This window comes from Citrobacter sp. FDAARGOS_156 (genome assembly GCF_001559235.2).
In the GTDB taxonomy this organism is placed as follows: Bacteria; Pseudomonadota; Gammaproteobacteria; order Enterobacterales; family Enterobacteriaceae; genus Citrobacter; species Citrobacter youngae.
Genome location: NZ_CP014030.2, coordinates 1,764,441 through 1,790,742 on the forward strand (window position 1 = coordinate 1,764,441; position 26,302 = coordinate 1,790,742).

The following is a 26,302-nucleotide window of genomic DNA, read 5'->3' on the forward strand; positions in this document are numbered from 1 at the left end:
GGACAATGAAACTCGAGTTTTCAGTTTATCGCTATAACCCGGATGTTGACGACGCTCCGCACATGCAGGATTACACCCTGGAGGCGGAAGAAGGGCGCGACATGATGCTGCTGGATGCGTTGATGCAGCTGAAAGAAAAAGATCCGTCGCTGTCGTTTCGTCGCTCCTGCCGTGAAGGGGTCTGCGGCTCCGACGGTCTGAACATGAACGGTAAAAATGGACTGGCCTGTATCACACCTATTTCTGCGCTGAATCAGCCGGGCAAGAAAATTGTCATTCGCCCGCTGCCGGGCTTACCGGTTGTGCGCGATTTGGTGGTAGACATGGGGCAATTCTACGCACAGTATGAGAAGATTAAACCTTACTTGTTGAATAATGGGAAAAATCCGCCGGCTCGTGAGCATTTACAAATGCCTGAGCAGCGTGAGAAGCTCGATGGGCTGTATGAATGTATTTTGTGTGCATGCTGCTCAACGTCTTGCCCGTCATTCTGGTGGAATCCGGACAAGTTTATTGGCCCGGCAGGCCTGCTGGCCGCGTATCGCTTCTTAATTGATAGCCGCGATACCGAGACCGACAGCCGCCTGGAAGGTTTAAGTGACGCTTTCAGCGTATTCCGCTGCCATAGCATCATGAACTGCGTCAGCGTATGTCCTAAAGGGCTGAACCCGACGCGCGCCATCGGCCATATTAAGTCGATGCTGCTCAAACGTAGTGCATAAATAGTTGTTGTTGCCGGGGAAGTGATTCCCCGGTAGTGCAGGAAACCTCTAAAAACTGCCACATTGATAGCAATAATCGTAGCCTGAACAGCGACGATTATTAGACAGTTTTTAAAGGTTCCTTAGCGGACGCAGAAAACACGACAGTCCGCAACAAGTGAACCCCGGCACGCACATCGGTGTGCGTGGTAGTATCCACGGCGAAATACTCGTCATAGATCACGTTGCATGTGCGTTGGCTGCTCTTGCTCACCCCGGTCACTTACTGGATGTAAGCTCCCAGGGATTCGCAAGCTTGCCGCCTTCCTGAAACGTGATCTATTTAGAGTATTAAATAAGCAGAAAAGATGCTTAAGGGATCACGATGCAGAACAGCGCTTTGAAAGCCTGGTTGGACTCTTCTTACCTCTCTGGTTCTAACCAGAGCTGGATAGAACAGCTCTATGAAGACTTCTTAACCGACCCTGACTCGGTAGATGCTAACTGGCGTTCGACGTTCCAGCAGTTACCTGGTACCGGAGTCAAACCGGATCAACTCCACTCAAAAACACGTGATTATTTCCGTCGGCAGGCGTTGATTACCCCACGTTACTCTTCTTCTATTTCCGACCCTGATGCCAATGTGAAGCAGGTTAAAGTCCTGCAGCTCATTAACGCCTACCGTTTCCGCGGTCATCAGCATGCGAATCTCGATCCGCTGGGACTGTGGCAGCAAGAAAATGTGGCCGATCTGGATCCGTCCTTCCACGATCTGACCGATGCGGATTTCCAGGAAAGCTTTAACGTAGGTTCTTTTGCCGGCGGCAAAGACACGATGAAGCTGAGTGACCTGGTTGTCGCGCTGAAACAAACTTACTGCGGCCCGATTGGCGCCGAGTATATGCACATCACCAGCACCGAAGAAAAACGCTGGATTCAACAGCGTATTGAGTCTGGCCGTGCCGCGTTCAGTAGTGAAGAGAAGAAACGCTTCCTCAGCGAACTGACGGCAGCGGAAGGTCTGGAACGCTACCTGGGTGCGAAATTCCCGGGCGCAAAACGCTTCTCGCTGGAAGGTGGAGATGCGTTAATCCCAATGCTCAAAGAGATGATCCGCCACGCCGGTAACAGCGGTACCCGTGAAGTGGTGCTGGGTATGGCGCACCGTGGTCGTCTGAACGTTCTGGTTAACGTACTGGGCAAACGCCCGCAGGAACTGTTCGACGAATTTGCGGGTAAACATAAAGAACACCTCGGCACCGGTGACGTGAAGTACCACATGGGCTTCTCGTCTGATATTGAAACCGAAGGCGGTCTGGTACACCTGGCGCTGGCGTTTAACCCGTCGCACCTGGAAATCGTTAGCCCGGTGGTTATCGGTTCCGTGCGTGCACGTCTGGATCGTCTGGACGAGCCGAGCAGTAATAAAGTCCTGCCAATCACCATTCACGGTGACGCGGCAGTTACCGGGCAGGGCGTGGTTCAGGAAACCCTGAACATGTCGAAAGCGCGTGGTTACGAAGTGGGCGGTACCGTGCGTATCGTCATCAACAACCAGGTGGGCTTCACTACGTCTAACCCGCTGGATGCGCGTTCTACACCGTATTGCACCGACATCGGTAAAATGGTTCAGGCGCCGATTTTCCACGTTAATGCGGATGACCCGGAAGCGGTCGCTTTCGTGACGCGTCTGGCGTTGGATTTCCGTAACACCTTCAAACGCGATGTGTTCATCGATCTGGTGTGCTACCGCCGTCACGGCCACAACGAAGCCGACGAGCCGAGCGCAACTCAGCCGCTGATGTATCAGAAAATCAAAAAGCATCCGACCCCGCGTAAAATCTACGCTGACAAGTTGGAAGCGGACAAAGTCGCCACGCTGGAAGATGCGACCGAAATGGTCAATCTGTATCGTGACGCACTGGATGCTGGCGAATGCGTGGTGAAAGAGTGGCGTCCAATGAACATGCACTCCTTCACCTGGTCGCCATACCTCAACCACGAGTGGGACGAAAACTACCCGAACAAGGTTGAAATGAAGCGTCTGCAGGAGCTGGCAAAACGCATCAGCACTGTGCCTGAAGCCGTTGAAATGCAGTCGCGCGTCGCCAAAATTTACGGTGACCGTCAGGCCATGGCCGCAGGCGAGAAGCTGTTCGACTGGGGTGGCGCAGAGAATCTGGCTTATGCCACGCTGGTTGACGAAGGCATTCCGGTACGTTTGTCGGGTGAAGACTCCGGTCGCGGAACCTTCTTCCACCGCCACGCGGTGATTCATAACCAGGCGAACGGTTCAACTTACACGCCGCTGCAGCATGTGCATAACGGTCAGGGCACGTTCCGCGTATGGGACTCCGTGCTGTCTGAAGAAGCGGTACTGGCGTTCGAGTATGGTTATGCCACGGCAGAGCCACGCACGCTGACCATCTGGGAAGCGCAGTTCGGCGACTTTGCCAACGGTGCGCAGGTGGTTATCGACCAGTTCATCTCTTCCGGCGAGCAGAAGTGGGGCCGTATGTGCGGTCTGGTTATGCTGCTGCCGCACGGCTATGAAGGTCAGGGTCCGGAGCACTCCTCTGCACGTCTGGAACGTTATCTGCAACTCTGCGCTGAGCAAAACATGCAGGTTTGCGTCCCGTCCACCCCGGCACAGGTTTACCACATGCTGCGTCGTCAGGCGCTGCGTGGGATGCGCCGTCCGCTGGTGGTGATGTCACCGAAGTCGCTGCTGCGTCATCCGCTGGCAGTGTCTACGCTGGACGAACTGGCAAATGGCACCTTCCTGCCAGCCATTGGCGAAGTCGATGAACTTGATCCGAAAGGCGTGAAGCGTGTCGTGATGTGTTCTGGTAAGGTTTATTACGACCTGCTGGAGCAACGCCGCAAGAATGGCCAAAAAGATGTTGCCATTGTGCGCATCGAACAGCTCTATCCGTTCCCGCATAAAGCGGTGCAGGAAGCGCTGAAACCGTTTGCTCATGTACATGATTTTGTCTGGTGCCAGGAAGAGCCGCTCAACCAGGGCGCATGGTACTGCAGCCAGCATCATTTCCGTGAAGTAATTCCATTTGGGTCAGCTCTGCGTTATGCAGGTCGCCCGGCCTCTGCCTCTCCGGCAGTAGGATATATGTCCGTTCACCAGAAGCAGCAACAAGATCTGGTTAATGACGCGCTGAACGTCGATTAAATAAAGGATAAATAATGAGTAGCGTAGATATTCTTGTTCCCGACCTGCCTGAATCCGTAGCGGATGCAACGGTTGCAACCTGGCACAAAAAACCGGGCGATGCAGTACGTCGTGATGAAGTACTGGTAGAAATCGAAACTGACAAAGTGGTACTGGAAGTACCGGCATCAGCGGACGGTATTCTTGATGCGGTTCTGGAAGATGAAGGGACAACCGTCACTTCTCGCCAGATCCTTGGTCGCCTGCGTGAAGGCAACAGCACCGGTAAAGAAACCAGCGCTAAGTCTGAAGAAAAAGATTCTACTCCGGCACAGCGCCAGCAGGCGTCTCTTGCTGAGCAGAACAATGATGCCCTGAGTCCGGCGATTCGTCGCCTGCTGGGTGAGCATAACCTCGAAGCCAGCGCTATCAACGGCACTGGCGTCGGCGGTCGTATCACGCGTGAAGATGTTGAAAAACATCTGGCGAAAGCTCCGGCGGCGAAAGCCGAAGCCAAAGCGCCGGCCGCTGCGCCTGCGCCACAGGCTCAACTGGGCGCGCGTGGTGAAAAACGTGTTCCGATGACCCGTCTGCGCAAACGCGTAGCTGAGCGTCTGCTGGAAGCGAAAAATTCCACCGCCATGTTGACCACGTTTAACGAGGTCAACATGAAGCCAATCATGGATCTGCGTAAGCAGTACGGTGACGCGTTCGAGAAACGCCACGGTATCCGTCTGGGCTTTATGTCTTTCTACGTGAAAGCGGTTGTTGAAGCGCTGAAACGCTATCCGGAAGTGAACGCGTCCATCGACGGCGATGACGTGGTTTATCACAACTACTTTGATGTCAGCATGGCGGTCTCCACGCCACGTGGTCTGGTAACGCCGGTCCTGCGCGATGTGGATCTGCTGGGTATGGCAGACATCGAGAAAAATATTAAAGAACTGGCAGTCAAAGGTCGCGACGGCAAGCTGACGGTTGAAGATCTGACGGGCGGTAACTTCACCATCACTAACGGTGGTGTGTTCGGTTCCCTGATGTCCACGCCGATCATCAACCCACCGCAGAGCGCCATCCTGGGTATGCATGCCATCAAAGACAGGCCGATGGCGGTAGACGGCAAGGTTGAAATCCTGCCGATGATGTATCTGGCGCTGTCTTATGACCACCGTCTGATCGATGGTCGTGAGTCAGTAGGCTTCCTGGTAACCATTAAAGAGTTGCTGGAAGATCCAACGCGTCTGCTGCTGGACGTGTAGTTAATAAGAGTATCACCTGCCCCGTAGGTCTGGATGCTTATCAGACCTACGGGTAAAAGATAACGATTACCTGAAGGATGGACAGAACACATGAACTTACATGAATATCAGGCAAAACAACTTTTTGCCCGCTATGGCTTACCGGCACCGGTGGGTTATGCCTGTACTACTCCGCGTGAAGCAGAAGAAGCCGCTTCAAAAATCGGCGCTGGCCCGTGGGTAGTGAAATGTCAGGTTCACGCTGGTGGCCGCGGTAAAGCGGGCGGTGTGAAGGTTGTGAACAGCAAAGAAGACATTCGCGCTTTTGCTGAACACTGGCTGGGTAAACGTCTGGTTACTTACCAGACAGACGCCCATGGTCAACCGGTAAATCAGATTCTGGTTGAAGCAGCGACCGACATCGGTAAAGAACTTTACCTCGGCGCAGTTGTTGACCGTAGCTCCCGTCGCGTGGTCTTCATGGCCTCTACCGAAGGCGGCGTGGAAATCGAAAAAGTAGCGGAAGAGACCCCGCATCTGATCCACAAAGTGGCACTCGATCCGCTGGCAGGCCCAATGCCTTACCAGGGACGTGAGCTGGCGTTCAAACTGGGTCTGGAAGGTAAACAGGTTCAGCAGTTCACCAAGATCTTCATGGGTCTGGCGACTATCTTCCTGGAGCGCGACCTGGCGCTGATCGAAATCAACCCGCTGGTTGTCACCAAACAGGGTGACCTGATCTGCCTCGACGGCAAACTGGGCGCTGACGGCAACGCGCTGTTCCGCCAGGCTGACCTGCGCGAAATGCGCGACCAATCTCAGGAAGATCCGCGTGAAGCGCAGGCTGCGCAGTGGGAACTGAACTACGTAGCGCTCGACGGCAACATCGGTTGTATGGTTAACGGTGCGGGCCTGGCAATGGGTACCATGGACATTGTTAAGCTGCACGGTGGCGAACCGGCTAACTTCCTTGACGTGGGCGGCGGCGCGACCAAAGAGCGCGTGACCGAAGCGTTCAAAATTATCCTCTCTGATGACAACGTAAAAGCAGTACTGGTGAACATCTTCGGCGGTATCGTACGTTGCGACCTGATCGCTGACGGTATCATCGGCGCGGTAGCCGAAGTGGGTGTTAACGTTCCGGTCGTGGTGCGTCTGGAAGGTAACAACGCTGAACTCGGCGCGAAAAAACTGGCTGATAGCGGCCTGAATATTATTGCAGCGAAAAGTCTGACGGATGCAGCTCAGCAGGTTGTTGCCGCAGTGGAGGGGAAATAATGTCAGTTTTAATTAATAAAGATACCAAGGTTATCTGCCAGGGCTTCACCGGTAGCCAGGGGACATTCCACTCCGAACAAGCGATTGCTTACGGTACGCAGATGGTTGGCGGCGTAACGCCAGGTAAAGGCGGCACCACGCACCTGGGCCTGCCGGTGTTCAACACCGTGCGTGAAGCTGTAGAAGCGACGGGCGCAACCGCCACAGTTATCTACGTTCCGGCACCGTTCTGCAAAGATTCCATTCTGGAAGCAATCGATGCTGGTATCAAACTGATTATCACCATCACCGAAGGCATCCCGACCCTGGATATGCTGACCGTGAAGGTGAAGCTGGATGAAGCTGGCGTGCGCATGATCGGCCCGAACTGCCCAGGCGTTATCACCCCGGGCGAATGTAAAATCGGCATCATGCCGGGCCACATTCACAAGCCGGGCAAAGTGGGTATCGTTTCCCGTTCCGGTACCCTGACCTATGAAGCAGTTAAGCAGACTACCGACTACGGTTTCGGCCAGTCTACCTGTGTGGGCATTGGTGGCGACCCGATCCCAGGCTCTAACTTTATCGACATCCTGAAGCTGTTCCAGGAAGATCCGCAGACTGAAGCGATCGTCATGATCGGTGAGATCGGCGGTAGCGCGGAAGAAGAAGCGGCTGCGTACATTAAAGATCACGTGACCAAGCCGGTGGTTGGCTACATCGCGGGCGTCACCGCGCCGAAAGGTAAGCGTATGGGTCACGCTGGTGCCATTATCGCCGGCGGTAAAGGGACAGCGGATGAGAAATTCGCGGCTCTTGAAGCTGCAGGCGTGAAAACCGTTCGCAGCCTGGCCGATATCGGCGAAGCACTGAAAACCGTTATTAAGTAAGCCATAAAAATACAGCCCTGACTTTCTGCATGGTCAAGGGCTGGTCTAATTTCGACATGGTTGGCCATCTGATGATGGCCTTTTTTATTTTCTGCCATCCCGCATCATGCAATTTGATCACAATCATCTTCACAAATGAGATTATTTTTTGCGGCGAGCATCATTCTTTCTTTTGCCTGGATTTTGCATATTACCGCCTTTAGTCATATTAAGGTTGGAGGATGGCGTGTCGCTGAAAATTCAGGATGATTACTTACCATGTTTTTTCTCTATAGCAGAAGTATTCTCCAATGCGACGGGGTTAGCAACGGTAGTCGTTGATGTTACAGGCAGAGCTCTCTCTGATTGCCATAATTTTAATTCATTCTGTAAGCTGATGAGAGCGAATAAACGCTACAGTGTTGGTTGCCAAACGTGCGATAAACAGTGTGTTTTTGAGGCACTGAAACAGTGTAAGCCCAGAATATTCTGCTGCCATGCAGGGCTAAGTCTGTTCTCCATACCATTAATTTATGAGGAGAATCTGCATGGTTTTATTATCTGTGGTCAGGTTCGGGCTAAGTACCAGGAATATAAAACCATCATTGTTGAAGATGAATCACGATGGATGTGTGATCCTCAAATAAAAGCCGAGTGGGATCAGCTTGTTGCGGTTGATAATAATACGTTGGTGGCATCGGCTAATTTATTGCATTTTATTGTTAACAATTTTGAGGTGCAAAAAAAACAATCTGAAGTGGTATTCGATAAACCGACAAGTAACGTCCGGCACTATTTAACGGAGCTTTCTCGTCATGAGAAAAAACTACTGGCGGCACTGCGTTATATTGATGATAATCTGTATAGTGACTTATCTCTGGAGTCTGTGGCGGCACATGTCTGTTTAAGTGCAAATTATTTCAGCCGATTTTTTAAGAAGCGACAGGGCGTTAACTTTAAAACATGGGTGAGTCAGAAAAAAATGCAAAAGGCGGGGGAGTTATTACACGATCCGGTTCATTCAATAGACAGTATCGCCCGGAAACTTCAGTACGCACAAACCAGCTATTTTTGTCGCGTTTTCCGGGCGGCGCATCAAACATCACCCCAGTCTTTTCGTCACGCCAGACTCTCGCAGTAAAGATGTTCAGGGAGGTCGATAGCGGCAGGAATAAAAGACAGACGATCGCTCAGCGTGACGACATTGCCAATGACGATCAGTGCAGGCGGCGTAATGTTGGCTTCCTGCGCATTGCTCAGTAACGAGCCGAGGGTACAGGTCAGCCGGCGCTGATTCTCCCGGGTCGCGGACATGATGATGGCCGCGGGCGTCTCCGCCGGTTTCCCACCCATCAACAGTTCTTCACAAATAAACGCCAGATTCGCAATACCCATGACGATAACCAACGTACCGTTAAGTTTCGCCAGCTGGCGCCAGTCCTGCTGCTGGTTGCCTTCGCGTGTATGACCGGTCACCACGTGAAAACCAGAGGCGTAATCGCGATGTGTTACCGGGATCCCGGCACAGGTTAATCCCCCAATGGTTGAACTGATACCGGGGACGACTTCAAAAGGGATCCCCGGCTCAATAAGCCCTTCAACTTCTTCGGCCCCACGACCAAATACGTAGGGATCGCCACCTTTTAAGCGCACGATATTGTGATGCGTCTGGGCATACTGAACGAGAAGCGCGTTGATTTCATCCTGTGGCACACAATGAAATCCCGGATTCTTACCGACATTGATAAGCTCACAGTCAGCGGATGCCCATTCCAGAATCTTAGGATTGACCAACCTGTCGTAAATAATGACATCTGCTTGTTTAATGCACATCGCTGCTTTGAGGGTGAGTAATGAAATATCACCGGGACCTGCGCCAACGAGCCAGACCTTTCCGAAAGTTTTCACATTGTGTCCTTTATCACGTCTAACAAAAAAAGGCAGAACCACTCCGGAGAATGATTAAAAGCAGTCGTTTGCCTGTAAGTTATAACGCTGAATTTTCCTAAATTATCACAAGGATAATATTGATTAATCTCGCAAAGTTTTTTCCACAATAAACAAGATGACTTGAAAAATTATTAAGAACTTATTGGCGCTATGTGTCTGAATTTAACCTTAATTAAATTGTGTTTATTGTTGTGCTTGAGTATTATTGGTTAATATTTATCCGCCATCAGTATGAACAAATCATGGATTGGATCAATGACATCAATGCCTGAAATAAAATATAACACTCGATGTTTATTCGGGTGATATGAATTATTTTTTATAAATTAAACTATTTTTGTACGCTGCATATGGAAGAGGTTATGAGAGGAAAAATACCCAAAACGGAGTTGCTGGTAACTTTTGAAGTGGTTGCGCGTCACGAAAGTTATACCCGGGCAGCTGAAGAGCTGGCTTTAACACAAAGTGCTGTTTTCCGCCAGGTGAATGCGCTAGAGGATTTTCTTAATACAGCGCTATTTAATCATGCCAAAAAGCGCATTTTTTTAAATGCGGCAGGCAAACACTATTTAACTATTGTTAAAGAAACACTGAACAAGCTTGAACGAGATACGACGACGATCATGACATGGCAGCCGACCGTACAAGTGATCGAACTGGCGGTTAACCCGACGTTCAGTACGCACTGGCTGATCCCAAACCTGCGTGAGTTCAATAAACTCAATCCTGATATTATCGTTAATATTCATTCTCTGGCGAATATTGGTGATTTTCTTAACCGGGAATATGACGCAGCGATCATGCGGGAAGATTTTTACTCGCCGTGGTCGGGGGTCGAGTACCTGTTCGAAGAGGAAATTCTGCCAGTGTGCAGCCGTTGCTTGCTTGCTGAACCGGACCGGAAGCTGTCCGTCGATGAACTGCTGAACGAATACCCGCTGTTGCATCAAAGTACCCGCATCAAAGGCTGGCAGGAATGGTTTGCGCTGTCCGATGTCAGCAGTCCGCTGGTGAATAAAGGTCCGCGATTTGATCTGTTGTCGATGCTGATTGCGGCAGTACGTTCCAACCTTGGCGTCGCATTGCTACCCCGTTTTGCCATTCAGCACGATCTGGATAGTGGGGATATGGTGATTCCTTGCGATGTTCCAATGCGTACCGGGAATCGATTTATCATGACGTGGCGGGAGGAGAAATCAGAGTCCCTTCATTTGGAGATCTTCCGCAACTGGTTGCTAAATAAATCCGTGATGTCGGCTGCCTGATGGCGGCTTGCGCCTTATCAGGCCTACAGGTTTCGGTGTTCACCATAGGCCCGATAAGCGTATCGGTTTTGGGTAAATCGCCGGATGCGGCGTAAACGCCTTACCCGGCAAAAGAGCGATTACCAGTCGATCCCTGGCTGTGCCTGAATGCCGCTATCAAAAGCGTGTTTAACCGGGCGAAGCTCGCTGACCGTATCGGCAAGTTCAAGTAACAGCGCATGGCAACCGCGCCCGGTGACGATCACGCTCTGGTCGGCAGGGCGATTTTCGATGGCGCTGATTACCTCCTGCGTATCCAGATAGTGATAAGCCAACATATAGGTGAGTTCGTCCAGTACGACCAGATCGTAATGCGCATCAGCCAGCATGCGTTTACTTTCCTGCCACACTGCGGTGGCCGCCTCGATATCGGCTTCCCGGTTCTGGGTTTCCCAGGTAAAACCGGTACCCATAATATGAAACTCCACGCCGAGAGGGTGCAGTGTGTTGTACTCGCCATTATCCCACTGGCCTTTAATAAACTGCGCGACGCCAACGGTTTTTCCGTGACCAACCGCGCGTGTCGCCGTGCCGAAGGCTGCGGTAGATTTTCCTTTACCATTGCCGGTGAAGACAATCAGAATCCCTTTCTTCTCCGTTGCCGCCGCCACGCGGGTATCAACCTGCGCTTTCAGCTTCTGCTGACGCTGGCGATGTCGGTCATTGTTGGCTCGCGCTTCCATGATAGCTCCTTAATGTCCTGCCGGGCAGGTTGCGCAGCGATGCTGCTGCTCAAACTGACTGAAGAAGTTATTGCCTTTGTCATCTACTAATACGAACGCAGGCATATTTTTAACTTCCATCATCCACACCGCTTCCATGCCCAGTTCGGGATACTCAAGGCACTGCAGGCTCTTCACATACTGCTGGGCCAGCAGAGCCGCTGCGCCGCCAATGCTGCCGAGGCTAAATCCACCGTGTTTGTGACAGGCATCAGTGACCTGCTGACTGCGGTTACCCTTGGTGAGCATAATGAGGCTGCCGCCTTGTGCCTGGAAAGCATCGACATACCCATCCATGCGTCCGCCGGTGGTGGGGCCCATTGAGCCACAGGCCTGATTTTCCGGGGTTTTGGCGGGGCCGGCGTAATAAACGATATGTTTTTTCATGTATTCCGGCATCGGTTCGCCGTTATCCAGGCGCGCTTTGATGTTTGCGTGGGCGATATCTCGGGCAACAACAATTGGGCCGCTTAACGACAAACGAGTCCCGATGGGCAGGGCGGAAAGGTCATGCAGGATTTCGCGTAACGGACGGTTCAGATCCAGTTGAACTGTCTGGGCGCCATTTTCCACCCGCTGTGAATCAGGGATAAATTTGCCCGGGTTATGCTCGAGTTTCTCCAGCCAGATACCGTGTTTGTTAATTTTGGCTTTGATGTTGCGGTCGGCAGAACAGGAGAGGGCCATGGCGATAGGGCAGGAGCCGCCGTGGCGCGGTAAGCGAATTACGCGAATATCGTGGGCAAAGTATTTGCCGCCAAACTGCGCGCCGATGCCAAACTCGCGGCTGGCATTGAGCAGTTCGGCTTCCAGTGCTGTATCGCGGAACGCCTGACCCAGCTCGTTCCCGCTGGTGGGCAGGTTATCGTAATATTTGGTTGATGCCAGTTTGGCTGTCTTCAGCGCCTGATCGGCGGACAAGCCCCCAACCACGAAAGCGATGTGGTACGGCGGGCAAGCGGCGGTACCCAGCGATTTCATTTTTTCGATCAGGAAGGCTGTGAGCTTTTCCGGCTGCAGAATGGATTTGGTTTCCTGGAATAGCGCCGCCTTATTGGCAGAACCACCGCCTTTGTTGACGAACAGGAATTTATACTCATTACCCGGCGTGGCGCTGATGTCGATTTGCGCCGGCAGGTTTGTCTGTGTATTGACCTCGGTATACATGTCCAGCGGGGCATTTTGCGAGTAACGCAGATTGTTTTCGGTGAAGGTGGTATATACGCCTTTGCTCAAGGCTTCGGCGTCATCGCCGCCTGTCCAGACATGTTGTCCTTTGCAGGCCACAATGGTTGCCGTCCCGGTGTCCTGACAGTTAGGCAGGACGCCTTTGGCCGAAACCTCAGCGTTGCGCAGCAGTTGTAATGCGACGTACTTATCGTTACTGCTGGCCTGCGGGTCGTGCAAAATGCTGGCTATCTGTTTCAAATGTCCGGCGCGCAGAAAAAATGAAGCCTCATAAAATGCCTGCTGTGCTAATAAGGTTAACGCTTCAGGCGCTACCTTAATCACTTCCTCTCCGTCTAACTCCGTTACCGTTACGTGCTGGTTACTCAGTAATTCATACTCGGTATTATCTTTACTCTGAACAAAGAGTTCCTGCCAGACAAATGGTTTAGACATGTTTACTTCTCACCTCTTCATTTTTGCCGGATGACGGCGTAAATACGTGCGCTAATCGTAGGCCGGATAGCGCTTCGCTTATCCGGCAGAGTGTTATTTTGCTAAAAAGACATTGGCCTGCGTCGCTTCGGCGACATATTCGATAGTTTGCTGGGCGCGAACGCTGTTACCGGCTTCGTCCAACGGCGGAGAGTAGACGGCAATGGCATATTTTCCGGGCACCACCGCAACCATCCCGCCGCCGACGCCGCTTTTCGCCGGAATGCCAACGGTGTACAGCCATTTACCGCTGCCGTCGTACAGTCCGGCAATCGCCATTTCCGCCAGCACCTGCGGAACATATTTTTCATTCAGCAACTGCTTGCCGTTGAAGGGCGATTTCCCTTTGTTCGCCAGTACGGCACCCATTTTGGCCAGTTGCTCAACGGTGATATCCACCGAGCACTGACGGGTATAAATTTCGACGGCGTCGTCGGTGTTGCCATAGAAGCTGTTATAGGATTCCATCAGCTTCGCCAGCGCCTGATTGTGCTGGTTGGTCTCCATCTCAGATTTGTAAACCGGCTCATTAACCGTGAGCGTGGCATCGGCCCAGACGTTCAGGTTGTCGAGGATTTTGTTCCAGCGATCGGTTTTGTCTTTGGCTTCAATCAGACTAACGGTGCTCATGGCTCCGGCGTTTACCAGCGGGTTTTCCGGCGCGCCTTTGGTCAGTTCAACGGCTAAACCTGAATTAAATGGCATGCCAGTGGCATTGGCCCCGAGTTTATCCAGCACTACCTGAGGACCGTGCTGTTCCATGGCGAGCGCCATGGTGAAGACTTTACTCAGCGATTCCATGGGAAAGGGTTTGTTAACATCGCCAACCTGGTAGATTTTTCCGTCCACCGTAGCAATAGTGATGGCAAAATTATTTGGGCTGTAGCTCGCCAGGGCAGGGATGTAGTCGGCGACTTTTCCATCATTGTTACTTTTGTACTTTTGATGCGCCTGTTCTATCAGTCTGGCGTAGTCCGGCGCGGTTTGCGCGAATGAGGTAGCGCTAAACAAGACGCTGAAAGAAAAGAGACTCACGCCGAGCAGAGTTTTAGTCATGGTGCTTTCCTGTTGGGGTACTTATCATGCGCCGGATGGCGGCGTACCGCCTGATCCGGCTTACGGATAATTAAACGTTATGTAGGCCGGATAAGCGCAAGCGCCATCCGGCAATAACGAGGTATCAGGACAACGCGACTTCTGTTTCGGTGACCGGGCGGTCTTGCTCCGGTGTTTTGACTGGCGCTGTTCCGCGGCAGCCTGAACCAAAGTGTTCACCTTCCCAGCGACCTACAATGGCAGCGCCCATGGCATTACTCATGACGTTGGTGGCGGAACGACCCATATCGAGGAACGGATCGACGCCCATCAGCAGGATCAAACCCGCCTCCGGAATGTTGAACTGGTTCAGGGTAGCGGCGATAACGACCATCGAGGCACGCGGTACACCCGCCATCCCTTTAGAGGTCAGCATCAGAATTAACAGCATGGTAATTTGCTCGCCCATGCTCAACTCAATGTTGCACGCCTGGGCAATAAAGACGGTGGCAAAGGAGCAATAGGCCATGGAGCCTACGAGGTTAAAGGAGTAACCGATCGGCAGAACAAAGCTGGCAATTTTTGACGATACGCCGAATTTTTCCAGCTTATCCAGCGTGCCCGGGAAGGCTGCTTCAGAACTGGAGGTCGTAAAGGCCAGCAGTGCAGGCTCGAAGATTGATTTGGTCAAACGCGCGATGCAAGGCCCGACTATCATGGTTGACAGGCCAATCAGAATTGCCCACAGCATACCCAGCGTCAGGTAGAATTCACCCATGAAGATCCCGGCGCTGACCATTACACCCAGACCACGTTCGGCAATCAAACCTGAAATAGCGGCAAAAACGGTCAGTGGCGCAAACAGCATGACGTAGCCTGTCAGCTTCAGCATCACGTGTACCAGCGAATCCAGAACCTTAACGATAGGCTCGGCTTTTTCACCGATTGCGGCCAGGCTGCAACCAAGGAAAATGGAGAACACCACGATCTGCAGGATTTCGTTCCGCGCCATCGCGTCAACGATACTGGTTGGTACGGCATGTGAGATAAAGACTTTCAGCGTGAAGGGTTCAGACTTAACGGCGGCAACAGCGCCTGCGTCATGAGCAACAAAGTTGATGCCTGCGCCCGGCTGGAAGATATTAACGATAACCAGACCTAAGGCGATCGACAGCAGTGAGGCACAAATAAACAGGAAAAAGGTTTTAGAAAATATACGACCCAGCGTTTTGGCATCGCCCATCTTGGCAATACCGACAACCAGAGTTGAAATAACCAATGGCGCAATAATCATCTTCACCATACGTAAGAATATAGTGGTGAAAATGGAAATATCCTGTGCATATGATTTTGCTGTTTCAGCCGCGGCCATATTATTAATGGCCACCCCGGCAATCATGCCGAGTATCAGGCCTAATATGATCATCTTGGTTAAACTTATTTTCTTCATGTGTACTCCATCGGATAAAGGCTGGTAATTGGAATAATGTAGGGTGGCGTGTGCCTGAGCCTGGACAGCAGCTCAGACGCACGCCTGTTGTGACCAACCGCATGAATATTCGAAGCACTGTGATACAGCTGAACTCTGTGCTCCAATGGCTGTTATTGTGTTTTTTGTTACAGATCGAATTCAATACTTAATAATGGTGCGTGTTGCTGCGCGCCATAAACATCATTGTCACCGACATTGCCGGAAATAATATCGCGCGGCATGACAATTTTTACGGCATTTGCCGGATCGAACCACACAATATTGTGAATAAAGTCAGGTTCGACATTATATAACCCAGCAATAAGTTGCGGAGTTAATTGCTCTGAGCGTTTTACGCGCTGATAGTCTTCCCGGGTTTTAAACAAAATATCTAAAACCAGTTCGTACGGTCCGGCATTTTTTGAGCGAATGACCTGCGCCAGTGAACAAATTGACTGTTTCATGCCTGAACTCCTTCTGGCGTCACCTGCTCAATGTGGAAATCAAACCGCAGTGCATCGCTGGCTTCAATCAGGTGATAGATCGAGAACTCATACACCGGCCCACTCTGAATATCAGATGGCGAGAATGGGAAAGCGAGGTTACCCGCTGTCGCAATACGATTTTCATAGCCGTAGTGCAACAGGGTAGAGCGCACCAGCGAGCAAACGCTGTTGGCGATATCCTGCGTCGGCGCAACGACGTCCAGTAAAATCCCCAGTTCATGACCCGCGGTTTTCATCGGTTCATGGTTGCCCATCACGCCGTTCTTCCCGTACAGGTGGAACGTCATGCGGATGCTGTCGTCATTCAGGGAGAGGTTACGTGCTACGCTTGCCTGTACCTCTTCGAGAATGGTGTCAATTCCGGCAATCATAATCGGGTCGCGCGTTCCGGCGATGGTCAGGCAGCGGAAGCCAACCTGACGCGCGCCTTCCAGTTTCAACGCATACGGTGTTTCTTCATGACGTGAACCGCTGACATACACTTCGCCCTCGTTAACCTGGGTAAAGGTGCACGCTTTCAGGTTCAGCACACCGCCCGGTCCCGGCAGGAAGTACGGATCGGACTTCTCATACAGGGTGTGCGCCGCAGCAGACGTTTCAGTGAACTTACGCTTGGGATTGAACGCCTTCAGCGTAAAGCCGTTGTCGTCGATAATGCCCATCGCACAATCGGAGCCGGAGCCGGGGGTTGCTGCAATGGCAGCACACTCAAGGATCTTACCGCAGTGCAGCGCCAGACCTTCATCAAAGCCTTGCATAATCGGCAGCGCCGCGAAGCAGGCTGGATCGTAAGCGCGTCCGCCCAGAACAACCTGTGCCCCCGCTTTCAGCGCACGCTGGAAAGGTTCGACACCCATCTGCGCGACGATGTAGGTACTCTCTTCAATCGCCTCGTGAGTCAGTTCAGGCACAAAATCGAGCGCGGTGATTTTGCCGTTATCCAGCGCCTGATGAACGATTTCTTTGTCGACATCAGACGGGATCAGCGCCATTGAGAAGGACAGTTTTTCTTCCTGGGCAATCTCATGGATTATCTGGCGACACCACTCCAGATGCGGAGCGGCACCAGAACCACCGGCGGTACCGATCACGACCGGGATGTTGTTCTTAACGCCCGCCACGATCATATAGCGCAGATCGCGTTTTACCCCGGCTCTGTCGGTAAAGGGTTTACCTGCCCCCAGGTAGTGGGGGCCAGGATCGGAGGAACCTGCGTCAACAGCAATAAGATCCGGTGACTCTTCCATGGCTTTACGAAAACTTTCTTCCGGGAAGCCATAACCCAGGATAGCCGTCGGCGATAAGATCTTAAATGTGCGTGCCATCTCTTAATCCTTAGTTTGCAACAACGCGATGGTGCGATTCATCTCGTTAAACACGATGTTGAGACCTTCATCGAAACCCATACCCGGTTTAACCAGCATGCGCATCGGACGCGCGGCAAGCGCCACGTGTACGCAGGTGCGGGCACTGATCTCGGTTTCGTTACAAGTACCGCCCTGATAAGCTTCCATGGCGTGTTTGTTGCAATACAGCACCGCATCAACGATGTTGTGAATACCGCCAAGATCAGGGGTTTTGATCTGTACCATGTGGCAGCTGCCCGCATCGGTAAAGTCCACGATATCCTGATAGGTGTTACACCATTCGTCGGCGACAATTTTCACGCCGGAACCCAGACGGGTCAGTTCTTTGGTGATGGCAGTCAACATGCGGATCTGATCCGGCTTGTTACCCGCATCTACTGGCCCTTCGATATACAGCGGCAGGCCCTGTGCTTCGGCTTCCAGGCTGGCGATGTATTCGGCGCAGCGCACGGGATCCATATCGAAGATCAAACCGATCGTGCCGTACACATCAATATGCAGCGTTGGGTGATAACGTTCGCTGGTGCGCAGGCTTAAAATGCGGTCGGACAACCAACGTACATACTCACGCAGTTTTTCGCCTTTAAAGCCCAGTTTCTCTTCCACGTTGTTGATCAGCGCATGCGGCAGGACGTCCACCCCTTTGAGGATCATTTTGTCAACGGCGATGTAGCGGTCGTCGCCGCTCTGACCAAATAATGGAATGGCTTCCGGCACGCACGGCAGTTGCCATTCATCGCAAACCACTTCAGTTTTCAGACGACCGGTAGCCAGCGCTGCCGCGTCGAGCAGCGCCTGAGACAGACCATAGCGGACGGCGGTATGCAGCAGATGACCGTCAATACGCAGTTGATCAAAGAAACGGGCGTTTGGCAGGAACGCATCAACGTCACGGCCTTCCAGCAGCGGTTTGATGTGATCGTTGAGGAACGGAATGAAATTTTCTGCCAGGAATAGCGGATCACGGCCACCTGCACCTGAATATTGCACCGCTGCGCAATCGCCCACCGCTACCGCGCCATTTTCCAGAATCAGTTGCACGGAAACGCATTCACCCGCCTGACGAACAGAGGTAAATCCAGGTGTTACCGGATCGCCGGTATAGATAAACCCGTCATGACCGGCGCCATTTTTGATGGCCTGCTGATCGTCAAAATAAAATGAGGAGTAGCCAGCGGTGAAAAGGGCCTTTTTGATTTTCATTATGGTCTTCCTATTAATTTACTGTGGGATACGGCGTTGATGTCATCAATGACCATCTGGAAAGAAGGCTTGCGGCCTTCAAAATGTGCGCGCTCTGCGACATAGTCGTGGTGCAGGGCGAGAATATCTTTCGGCAGCGGAACCGCACCGGCTTCGAGAATACGGATGGCGCCTGTGTTATCGCGCACCGGCAGAATTTTGCCCGCATTGCAGGCGGCAGGTGCGAACGGCACATCCAGTACGCCAGCTTCAAAGGCCAGCACTGTACCGCGCGCAATGTCGCCATTACCCAGTTCGAAGACTTTTTTCAGTACTGCGCGGACTTCACTCTTAATCAGTTCGACTTCCTGCTCGACGGCAGCGCATTGCGGGAATTTCTGGTCGCTGACCATGTTGAGCATCTGGCGTGACGCTTTCAGACCCTGGGCGTTGGCTGCAGCCGTTGGGATACCGAACGCTTCGTGCGGGCTTTTGGTAATGACTTTCGTGGCACCGGACATACCGGCAACCGCCGCACCCCAGGCGATAACGGAGAAGGCTTTCGCTTCATCTTCCGGGAATCCGCCCATCCACTGGTGGAAAACGGTACTCAGTTCGTAATCGTCGAAGCCGTGGTTATGGAAGTATTCGTGGGACAGTTCACGCAGCGCCTGAATGGCGGCGATATCCTGCGTCAGGCTACCGACCTGGCCGTAGCCGACGGTAATGGATTTCACGCCTTGTTCCAGCGCCAGCAGACCTTCAATAATCGCCACCGAGTGGGACATAAACGGCGGGATCAGGGTACCGGTCAGCGGGCCAAACGGCTCACGGTTGATGCGAATGCCGTTCTCTTCGTACAGACCCATCAGACGGTCGCAGTACTGCCAGTCGCGAATGGATTTTTCCAGGGTGACGCGTTTGGCGTAAGGGATGTTGTAGGAGATACCGCCACCTTCGTAGCTGGTAAAGCCACTGGCCATGGCGATTTCAGCCAGCAGGCGCGCATCCGGCGTTCCGTGGCGGACCTGGATTGGTTTTTCCAGCGACTCAGTCATACGGCGGCAGGCAGCAACCCCATGATTGACGACGGGTAAACCATTCAGTTTGGAGGTGCCCGCCTCGATAGATTTTTGGATCCCGACAGCTGCTTCTTCATAGCGGTTCAGACGGGTATAGGCATCGATGGTACTTGGCAGGAGGTCACATTCTTCCTGCAATGTTTTAAGCAGCTCAATATGTTCATCCATGAGTGCGACGCCTGCACGCGGCTGGCTCAGTGTTTTACCTTCTTGATCGGCCTTCAACAGCGCGAGGGAGAAGCGTTTTGAATCTGGAATTGATTGCTGGTACTTCACGCCATCTTCGAATTTCTCAACGTCTTTGCCGGTTTCCCAGGTTTGCAACACCTGGTGCCTTTCGGTCATGAATTCGTCGTGGGTCAATTTTTTATTTCGAAGTTCCATTCGTAGCTGCCTTTAGTTTTGTAGGGTTAAACACTGAATGCTGGTGCGAGCAGCGGCTTGCGGGTACAGCCTGGCGACGTTTGCCAGTAGCGGGAGCAGGCCATTTGAATCGCGGTAATACTCAAACTGATTCGGTAACAGAATTCTTTTACCCTGGTCGTCCAGCTCCCGGTATTTAAGCCAGTTATGGATATCGAACTGGCTGGCGCGAGAGAGCCATCCCCCTGAACCGACGACTTTGCGTACGGTGGTGAGATCGCGACCCATCTGTAAATCCACGTTACCGACGCAGGTGCAAACCTGCTTCTTAGTGCCCGCGTGGCGCTCAGTGGCATAGCCCACGCACAAACCGGCTAACAAAGTGTCGAAATATTTCTCTTCCTCGTTGACCGGCAGGTAGTCCGGCTGCCCAACCAGATGGCGCAGGTAGCGATAAAACGCTTCCTCACGTTGTGGTTGTTGGGCGAAAACAACTTTCACCATATCCTGCGTGCTTTCTCCCACCACGACGGCGGAAACGCGCATGCCCAAATCACCTTCAACGGTACGTTTGACGAACGGTTCAGGGACACCATGCAGGACAGTATCGGGGGAGAGGGTATTCGCGCTGGCTGAATAGACATCCGTGGTGGCGCCACCCATATCAATCAGCATGAACTCCTTCCATGCGTTGTCGTAATCGCTAATGGCTTTGACTAACTCATAGACCGTCCATGGCGTCGGCATTGGCTCTTCGCCTGTTTCGCCAACAATGACGTCCAGACCTTTACCTTTGACAATGCGTGACAAGAACACATCGCAAATCGCCTGGCGCGCGGCAAACGGATTCGGGTGATCGAGATCCGGCAGAATGTTGTCTACCGTGGTCAGATCTTTGTGTCCCAGAATCGTTTGTATTTCGTCCTGAATGTCCCGGTTTCCGGCGTAGATAATGGCGCAATCAAGCTTTGAACCTGCCAGCGCGTGCGCATTCGCCAGGCCGTAGCTTTCTTCGCCGCCGTCTGTACCGCCGGTAAACAACAGAATATCTGGCGGTGCGGATTCCAGTTCCTGGATGTCATGACGGTTCAGTTTGTACGAATAATATTGCGCGATTTTCGCTCCTGCCGAATGGGCGGTAACTTTTGCCGATTCCAGCGTAATGGAAGGTACCAGCCCCATTGCTGCCACGGCGAGTCCACCTTTGGCCGAGGAGGAGTATTTCAACTGCACTTCACCACTTTTCAGTAACGGGCGAGCATCGGCAACGTTCAGCACCTGATTCAGGCTGGCAAAAAAACCGTCTGCCAGATGATGTGTGGTGGTTGGGGTCAGGACATGGTTTACCAGGGTTAATTCTTCACCTTCATGGGCGAAGAGGGCTGCCTTGGTCCATGTCGAGCCGATATCGACAGAAACTGTTTGCATCAGATGGCCTCTTCCAGGCAACGCTGCTCGAGGCCATTGTGTTGGTGAATATCATTAGTGATAAGCGCACAGACATCTTCCAGGTCGTGGCTCGGTGCGAAGACGCGGTTAAACCCCATCTCTTTAAATTTCACTTCGACATCGGCGAAGTCATGTTTTCCGACGACCAGGTTGCCGCCGACGTACAACAGGATGTCGCCGAGGCCACGTTCAATACAGCGCTCACGCAAGCCGAGGCAGTCAATGTCGCCGTGGCCGTAGATGGAAGACACCACGATGGCATCAGCGCCTGTTTCAATCGCGGCATCAATATATTCATCCTGGCTCACCATCACCCCGAGGTTGATTACGTGAAAATCATGAGCAGTAAAAACGCGATCCAGAACTTTATTGCCTACTGCATGGCAGTCAGCACCGATGACGCCAATAACAAGTGTAGATTTCTTCATGGGTAATCCTCTGTAGGGCTGATGGTCAATAAGTGAAAATTGTTTTCTAATATTTAGAGCATGGGTTTTGACAACCTTTTAATAGGGTTGGAGTTTCTGTGGAAGCGGAAAAGGAAGCAATTGATCTATTTTCAAAATATCCTGCGCAAAATGATTGTTATATTTTACCTTCATAAAAATTCATTTAAATCAATGTGTTATAAATTAATTTCCATTGGTTATTTTATTTATTAGCGAATTACCTAATAAACCACTTGCCATGTTTGTGATCGAAATCTTATTTTGTGGCGCAGGCTTTGTCAGGGGTGTTTTTAATAATTTCGAAAATGGTATTCGCTAAATAACTTGTGAACGGCATAACGGTTTTTTATTTATTAATCTTATATGTCGTAAATTTTTTTTGTTAAATTTAAGATAAAAATGATAATGAATTGTTCGGAATATATATATTCTTTGGCATAGAAGCGATGTTGTGGTGGGAGTGATAACTTACAGTGATGATTTAAGCGAAACGGCGGGTCTCTGCAGGGAGATCGCCAAACCTCAGGGCGTCGGTCAATGCTTGCCGCTTCGCTTCCAGTTGAGATAGTTACATTGTGGTGTTAATTATAAGTAAAATTAAAATGAATGATTTGTATTAAATAATGATTACAGGACTTGCTAAACAAAAAACTGTGAGCTACCCAGCAATAGTGACTCTTTATCTGTCCATAATTTTGTCCCCCAGACTGGTTAAAAGATCGTGTAGATTTAAATAAATATCCTATCATTTGTAGTAACGGCAATTACTCATTGAAAAACATATCGTTAACATGGTGTTCACTAGTCACGCTAGCGATAAACACTATTAACATTTAAATTGAAAATTGATTTAAATCAATGTTTAAAACTTGGTAAACATCACCAAATGAGGTTAAATTGCTGCAGATCAAATTGGTCTGAAAGTGATAAATTAGCTATAAATTGATCACTATCGAAAAATGCAAATTTACCTCGATAAAAACCTGTTTATTGTAAGGATTTTACGGCGTAATATAATTGCGGGATCAATTTGAGTGTTTTATTAACATGTTTGTAACCTTTCATCATTGTCCTTTCTTCAAATGAGAAGAAAGAGCAGCGGGGGAAGGAAGCAAATAAATTTGTATTGGGGCATGCGTGTGACCCTTTCTAACGGGGTTCACTCTCGGAGTCTTCATGCGATGAGCAAGGAGTCATGATGTTAGATATAGTCGAACTGTCGCGCTTACAGTTTGCCTTGACCGCGATGTACCACTTCCTGTTTGTGCCACTGACGCTCGGTATGGCGTTCTTGTTGGCCATCATGGAAACGGTCTACGTCCTTTCCGGCAAACAGATTTATAAAGATATGACCAAGTTCTGGGGCAAGTTGTTTGGTATCAACTTCGCTCTGGGTGTGGCAACCGGTCTGACCATGGAGTTCCAGTTCGGGACTAACTGGTCTTACTATTCCCACTATGTAGGGGATATTTTCGGTGCGCCGCTGGCGATTGAAGGTTTGATGGCCTTCTTCCTCGAATCCACCTTTGTAGGTCTGTTCTTCTTCGGCTGGGACCGTTTGGGTAAAGTCCAGCATATGTGCGTCACCTGGCTGGTGGCCTTAGGTTCAAACCTGTCCGCACTGTGGATTCTGGTTGCGAACGGCTGGATGCAAAACCCAATCGCTGCGGATTTCAACTTTGAAACCATGCGTATGGAGATGCTGAGCTTCTCTGAACTGGTGCTCAACCCGGTAGCACAGGTGAAATTTGTTCACACTGTGGCATCTGGTTATGTTTGTGGCGCGATGTTCGTTCTGGGTATCAGCTCCTACTATATGCTGCGCGGCCGTGACTTCGCGTTTGCTAAACGTTCTTTTGCTATCGCTGCCAGCTTTGGTATGGCTGCCATTCTGTCTGTTATCGTTCTGGGTGATGAATCCGGTTACGAAATGGGCGACGTGCAGAAAACCAAACTTGCTGCTATTGAAGCCGAGTGGGAAACCCAACCTGCACCGGCATCCTTTACGCTGTTCGGTATTCCGGACCAGGATGCGCAGGAAAACCATTTTGCGATTCAAATTCCTTATGCCCTGGGCATCATCGCTACCCGCTCCGTTGATACACCGGTCATTGGTCTGAAAGATCTGATGGTGCAGCACGAAGAGCGTATCCGTAACGGGATGAAAGCGTATCAACTGCTGGAAGAACTGCGTGCAGGTTCTACCGATCAGGCTGTTCGCGACCAGTTCAACAGCATGAAGAAAGATCTGGGCTATGGTCTGCTGCTGAAACGCTACACGGACAACGTCACCGACGCGACCGAAGCGCAAATTCAGCAAGCCACGAAAGACTCTATCCCTCGTGTTGCACCGCTGTACTTCGCATTCCGTATTATGGTGGCGTGCGGCATCCTGATGCTGGCTATCATTGCTGTGTCCTTCTGGACCGTGATTCGTAATCGTATCGGCGAGAAAAAATGGCTGCTGCGCACCGCGCTGTATGCGATTCCGCTGCCGTGGATTGCTATTGAATCCGGTTGGTTTGTCGCAGAGTACGGTCGTCAACCGTGGGCGATTGGTGAAGTGTTACCAACAGCCGTAGCGAACTCTTCGCTGACCGCTGGCGACCTCATCTTCTCGATGCTGTTGATTTGCGGCCTGTATACCCTGTTCCTGGTGGCTGAACTGTATCTGATGTTCAAGTTCGCACGCCTTGGGCCGAGTAGCCTGAAAACCGGTCGTTATCACTACGAGCAGTCCACTGTGACTTCTCAGCCGGCACGCTAAGACAGGAGTCGTCAAATGATCGATTATGAAGTATTGCGTTTTATCTGGTGGCTGCTGGTTGGCATTCTGCTGATTGGTTTTGCGGTCACTGATGGCTTCGACATGGGGGTGGGCATGCTCACCCGTTTCCTCGGTCGTAATGATACCGAGCGTCGAATTATGATTAACTCCATCGCCCCGCACTGGGACGGTAACCAGGTTTGGCTCATCACCGCGGGTGGCGCACTGTTCGCTGCCTGGCCGATGGTGTATGCCGCTGCGTTCTCCGGTTTCTATGTGGCGATGATCCTGGTACTGGCGTCTTTGTTCTTCCGTCCGGTCGGTTTTGATTACCGCTCCAAGATCGAAGACATGCGCTGGCGCAACATGTGGGACTGGGGCATCTTCATCGGTAGCTTCGTGCCGCCGCTGGTTATCGGTGTTGCGTTTGGCAACCTGCTGCAAGGTGTTCCGTTCCACATGGATGAGTACATGCGCTTGTACTACACCGGTAACTTCTTCCAGTTGCTGAATCCGTTTGGTCTGCTGGCAGGGGTTGTGAGCGTAGGGATGATCATCACTCAGGGCGCAACCTATCTGCAGATGCGTACCGTAGGCGAACTACACCTGCGTGCACGTACCACCTCACAGGTTGCGGCGCTGGTGACTCTGGTTTGCTTCGCACTGGCCGGCGTTTGGGTTATTTACGGTATTGATGGTTATGTTGTGACTTCCGCACTGGATCACCACGCCGCCTCTAACCCGATGACCAAAGAAGTGGCGCGTGAAGCGGGCGCATGGATGGTGAACTTTAACAATGCACCTATTCTGTGGCTGGTTCCGGCGTTGGGCGTGGTTCTGCCGCTGCTGACTATTCTGACTTCCCGTATGGAGAAAGGGGCCTGGGCGTTCATCTTCTCCTCACTGACGTTAGCCTGCATCATCCTGACTGCCGGTATCGCGATGTTCCCGTTTGTGATGCCATCCAGCACCATGATGAATGCGAGTCTGACCATGTGGGATGCAACGTCCAGTCAGCTGACGCTGAATCTGATGACGTATGTAGCTTGTGTGTTCGTACCGATCATTCTGCTGTACACCGGCTGGTGTTACTGGAAGATGTTTGGTCGCATCACCAAAGAAGATATTGAAAGCAACACCCACTCTCTGTACTAAGTAAGGAGCTTAAAATGTGGTATTTCGCATGGATTTTGGGAACGCTTCTTGCCTGTGCATTTGGGATAATCACAGCGCTGGCGCTTGAGCACGTTGAATCAGGCAAGGCCGGACAAGAAGACAGTTGATGATCAACATTATCGCGATGGTATACAACGCGATGGACAAGCGCCCCTTGCGGGCGCTTTCCTTTGTGCTGGCAATCGTGTTGGCCGGCTGCATATTCTGGGATCCGTCACGTTTCGCGGCCAAAACCAGTACGCTTGAAATCTGGCATGGTTTTCTGCTGATGTGGGCGGTCTGCGCAGGCATCATTCACGGCGTTGGCTTTCGTCCTCGCGCCGTACACTGGCAGGGCATCTTCTGTCCGCTGATCGCAGATATCGTCCTCGTTGTTGGTCTGATTTTCTTCTTCTTTTGAATAAGAAACATCCTTAAATATTTATGGGCTTGCATAAGCCCATAATTTTTTACTCTCCGTTTACTTTCCCCCATTCCAAAGCACCATTCCCGCGCGTATAGTAGCGAAGTTTGAAAGCACTAACCTAATTGCATTACCGGGATGTAAAGTGAAGACAGCGCGATATACAACGACATTCTTGATGCA

At 51.5% G+C, this 26,302-nt stretch carries 22 protein-coding genes; 11 read left to right on the top strand and 11 right to left on the bottom strand.

Annotation, left to right across the window (positions count from 1 at the left end):
• Window positions 1-5: 5 nt before the first annotated feature.
• The 6 genes from sdhB (at window position 6) to AL515_RS08590 (ending at window position 8,372) form a co-directional block, all read left to right on the top strand.
• On the top strand, window positions 6-722 hold the full coding sequence (gene sdhB, locus AL515_RS08565) for a succinate dehydrogenase iron-sulfur subunit SdhB (RefSeq protein ID WP_032948848.1): 717 nt from the start codon (window positions 6-8) through the stop codon (window positions 720-722).
• A gap of 364 nt (window positions 723-1,086) precedes the next feature.
• Window positions 1,087-3,888 carry a 2-oxoglutarate dehydrogenase E1 component gene (sucA, locus tag AL515_RS08570; RefSeq protein ID WP_061067541.1) on the top strand — a complete coding sequence of 934 codons (2,802 nt, stop codon included), beginning with the start codon at window positions 1,087-1,089 and terminating at the stop codon, window positions 3,886-3,888.
• A gap of 14 nt (window positions 3,889-3,902) precedes the next feature.
• Entirely contained in the window at window positions 3,903-5,126 is a 1,224-nt protein-coding gene (odhB, locus tag AL515_RS08575; protein WP_003022925.1) for a 2-oxoglutarate dehydrogenase complex dihydrolipoyllysine-residue succinyltransferase, read from the top strand.
• A 90-nt stretch (window positions 5,127-5,216) separates the two neighbouring features.
• Entirely contained in the window at window positions 5,217-6,383 is a 1,167-nt protein-coding gene (gene sucC / locus AL515_RS08580; protein ID WP_003022927.1) for an ADP-forming succinate--CoA ligase subunit beta, read from the top strand.
• The gene (gene sucD / locus AL515_RS08585) at window positions 6,383-7,252 is read left to right on the top strand and encodes a succinate--CoA ligase subunit alpha (RefSeq protein WP_003022929.1); all 870 of its coding nucleotides are present in this window, start codon (window positions 6,383-6,385) and stop codon (window positions 7,250-7,252) included. The genes sucC and sucD overlap by 1 nt, the downstream gene beginning before the upstream one ends.
• A 226-nt stretch (window positions 7,253-7,478) precedes the next feature.
• Entirely contained in the window at window positions 7,479-8,372 is an 894-nt protein-coding gene (locus tag AL515_RS08590) for a PocR ligand-binding domain-containing protein (protein ID WP_061068808.1), read from the top strand.
• On the opposite strand, the gene cobA is transcribed toward AL515_RS08590, so the two are convergent.
• Window positions 8,351-9,139, bottom strand: coding sequence for a uroporphyrinogen-III C-methyltransferase (gene cobA, locus AL515_RS08595; protein WP_061067542.1), 789 nt, complete (start codon window positions 9,137-9,139; stop codon window positions 8,351-8,353). The genes AL515_RS08590 and cobA overlap by 22 nt on opposite strands.
• 404 nt (window positions 9,140-9,543) lie before the next feature.
• Between cobA and AL515_RS08600 the strand changes: the two genes are divergently transcribed.
• Window positions 9,544-10,446, top strand: coding sequence for a LysR family transcriptional regulator (locus AL515_RS08600; RefSeq protein WP_048212250.1), 903 nt, complete (start codon window positions 9,544-9,546; stop codon window positions 10,444-10,446).
• A gap of 119 nt (window positions 10,447-10,565) precedes the next feature.
• Here AL515_RS08600 and cobO read toward each other — a convergent pair whose 3' ends face one another.
• The 10 genes from cobO to glmS form a co-directional block, all read right to left on the bottom strand.
• A complete protein-coding gene (gene cobO, locus AL515_RS08605; protein ID WP_048212249.1) occupies window positions 10,566-11,168 on the bottom strand; it encodes a cob(I)yrinic acid a,c-diamide adenosyltransferase in 603 nt (200 codons plus the stop codon).
• A gap of 9 nt (window positions 11,169-11,177) precedes the next feature.
• Window positions 11,178-12,830 carry a class I fumarate hydratase gene (locus tag AL515_RS08610; RefSeq protein ID WP_061067543.1) on the bottom strand — a complete coding sequence of 551 codons (1,653 nt, stop codon included), beginning with the start codon at window positions 12,828-12,830 and terminating at the stop codon, window positions 11,178-11,180.
• Between the two features lie 93 nt (window positions 12,831-12,923).
• A complete protein-coding gene (gene glsA / locus AL515_RS08615) occupies window positions 12,924-13,925 on the bottom strand; it encodes a glutaminase A (protein ID WP_061067544.1) in 1,002 nt (333 codons plus the stop codon).
• A 124-nt stretch (window positions 13,926-14,049) separates the two neighbouring features.
• Window positions 14,050-15,354: a dicarboxylate/amino acid:cation symporter gene (locus AL515_RS08620; RefSeq protein ID WP_048212246.1), complete on the bottom strand. Its 1,305-nt coding sequence runs from the start codon at window positions 15,352-15,354 to the stop codon at window positions 14,050-14,052.
• Between the two features lie 167 nt (window positions 15,355-15,521).
• The gene (locus AL515_RS08625; protein ID WP_005122536.1) at window positions 15,522-15,839 is read right to left on the bottom strand and encodes a DUF4387 domain-containing protein; all 318 of its coding nucleotides are present in this window, start codon (window positions 15,837-15,839) and stop codon (window positions 15,522-15,524) included.
• Window positions 15,836-17,206, bottom strand: coding sequence for an acyclic terpene utilization AtuA family protein (locus AL515_RS08630; protein ID WP_003022951.1), 1,371 nt, complete (start codon window positions 17,204-17,206; stop codon window positions 15,836-15,838). The genes AL515_RS08625 and AL515_RS08630 overlap by 4 nt, the downstream gene beginning before the upstream one ends.
• A 3-nt stretch (window positions 17,207-17,209) precedes the next feature.
• Complete coding sequence (locus AL515_RS08635) at window positions 17,210-18,451, bottom strand: methylaspartate ammonia-lyase (protein ID WP_005122534.1); 1,242 nt, start codon at window positions 18,449-18,451, stop codon at window positions 17,210-17,212.
• Window positions 18,451-19,896 carry a methylaspartate mutase subunit E gene (locus AL515_RS08640; RefSeq protein WP_048212243.1) on the bottom strand — a complete coding sequence of 482 codons (1,446 nt, stop codon included), beginning with the start codon at window positions 19,894-19,896 and terminating at the stop codon, window positions 18,451-18,453. Before AL515_RS08640 ends, AL515_RS08635 begins: the two co-directional genes overlap by 1 nt.
• Window positions 19,897-19,908: 12 nt before the next feature.
• Complete coding sequence (gene glmL, locus AL515_RS08645) at window positions 19,909-21,303, bottom strand: methylaspartate mutase accessory protein GlmL (protein ID WP_061067545.1); 1,395 nt, start codon at window positions 21,301-21,303, stop codon at window positions 19,909-19,911.
• Window positions 21,303-21,752, bottom strand: a complete 450-nt coding sequence (gene glmS, locus AL515_RS08650; RefSeq protein ID WP_003022963.1) for a methylaspartate mutase subunit S — start codon at window positions 21,750-21,752, stop codon at window positions 21,303-21,305. The genes glmL and glmS overlap by 1 nt, the downstream gene beginning before the upstream one ends.
• A gap of 1,219 nt (window positions 21,753-22,971) precedes the next feature.
• Here glmS and cydA point away from each other — a divergent pair.
• Genes cydA through ybgE form a run of 4 tightly spaced genes read left to right on the top strand, consistent with a single transcriptional unit; the run spans window position 22,972 to window position 26,116 of the window.
• Window positions 22,972-24,540, top strand: coding sequence for a cytochrome ubiquinol oxidase subunit I (cydA, locus tag AL515_RS08655; RefSeq protein ID WP_005125442.1), 1,569 nt, complete (start codon window positions 22,972-22,974; stop codon window positions 24,538-24,540).
• A 15-nt stretch (window positions 24,541-24,555) separates the two neighbouring features.
• Window positions 24,556-25,695 carry a cytochrome d ubiquinol oxidase subunit II gene (cydB, locus tag AL515_RS08660; RefSeq protein ID WP_005125441.1) on the top strand — a complete coding sequence of 380 codons (1,140 nt, stop codon included), beginning with the start codon at window positions 24,556-24,558 and terminating at the stop codon, window positions 25,693-25,695.
• 14 nt (window positions 25,696-25,709) lie between these two features.
• The gene (gene cydX, locus AL515_RS08665) at window positions 25,710-25,823 is read left to right on the top strand and encodes a cytochrome bd-I oxidase subunit CydX (protein WP_003022970.1); all 114 of its coding nucleotides are present in this window, start codon (window positions 25,710-25,712) and stop codon (window positions 25,821-25,823) included.
• The gene (ybgE, locus tag AL515_RS08670) at window positions 25,823-26,116 is read left to right on the top strand and encodes a cyd operon protein YbgE (RefSeq protein ID WP_048212241.1); all 294 of its coding nucleotides are present in this window, start codon (window positions 25,823-25,825) and stop codon (window positions 26,114-26,116) included. The genes cydX and ybgE overlap by 1 nt, the downstream gene beginning before the upstream one ends.
• Window positions 26,117-26,302 lie beyond the last annotated feature (186 nt).

Coding starts and splice junctions, on each gene's coding strand:
- AL515_RS08630 (WP_003022951.1), bottom strand. CDS start 17,206: ATGGCACGCACATTTAAGATCTTATCGCCGACGGCTATCCTGGGTTAT.
- cobO (WP_048212249.1), bottom strand. CDS start 11,168: ATGGAAGCGCGAGCCAACAATGACCGACATCGCCAGCGTCAGCAGAAG.
- glmL (WP_061067545.1), bottom strand. CDS start 21,303: ATGCAAACAGTTTCTGTCGATATCGGCTCGACATGGACCAAGGCAGCC.
- AL515_RS08635 (WP_005122534.1), bottom strand. CDS start 18,451: ATGAAAATCAAAAAGGCCCTTTTCACCGCTGGCTACTCCTCATTTTAT.
- AL515_RS08610 (WP_061067543.1), bottom strand. CDS start 12,830: ATGTCTAAACCATTTGTCTGGCAGGAACTCTTTGTTCAGAGTAAAGAT.
- AL515_RS08620 (WP_048212246.1), bottom strand. CDS start 15,354: ATGAAGAAAATAAGTTTAACCAAGATGATCATATTAGGCCTGATACTC.
- AL515_RS08640 (WP_048212243.1), bottom strand. CDS start 19,896: ATGGAACTTCGAAATAAAAAATTGACCCACGACGAATTCATGACCGAA.
- glsA (WP_061067544.1), bottom strand. CDS start 13,925: ATGACTAAAACTCTGCTCGGCGTGAGTCTCTTTTCTTTCAGCGTCTTG.
- cydA (WP_005125442.1), top strand. CDS start 22,972: ATGTTAGATATAGTCGAACTGTCGCGCTTACAGTTTGCCTTGACCGCG.
- sucC (WP_003022927.1), top strand. CDS start 5,217: ATGAACTTACATGAATATCAGGCAAAACAACTTTTTGCCCGCTATGGC.
- sucA (WP_061067541.1), top strand. CDS start 1,087: ATGCAGAACAGCGCTTTGAAAGCCTGGTTGGACTCTTCTTACCTCTCT.
- AL515_RS08625 (WP_005122536.1), bottom strand. CDS start 15,839: ATGAAACAGTCAATTTGTTCACTGGCGCAGGTCATTCGCTCAAAAAAT.
- sucD (WP_003022929.1), top strand. CDS start 6,383: ATGTCAGTTTTAATTAATAAAGATACCAAGGTTATCTGCCAGGGCTTC.
- AL515_RS08600 (WP_048212250.1), top strand. CDS start 9,544: ATGAGAGGAAAAATACCCAAAACGGAGTTGCTGGTAACTTTTGAAGTG.
- sdhB (WP_032948848.1), top strand. CDS start 6: ATGAAACTCGAGTTTTCAGTTTATCGCTATAACCCGGATGTTGACGAC.
- cydX (WP_003022970.1), top strand. CDS start 25,710: ATGTGGTATTTCGCATGGATTTTGGGAACGCTTCTTGCCTGTGCATTT.
- cydB (WP_005125441.1), top strand. CDS start 24,556: ATGATCGATTATGAAGTATTGCGTTTTATCTGGTGGCTGCTGGTTGGC.
- glmS (WP_003022963.1), bottom strand. CDS start 21,752: ATGAAGAAATCTACACTTGTTATTGGCGTCATCGGTGCTGACTGCCAT.
- ybgE (WP_048212241.1), top strand. CDS start 25,823: ATGATCAACATTATCGCGATGGTATACAACGCGATGGACAAGCGCCCC.
- odhB (WP_003022925.1), top strand. CDS start 3,903: ATGAGTAGCGTAGATATTCTTGTTCCCGACCTGCCTGAATCCGTAGCG.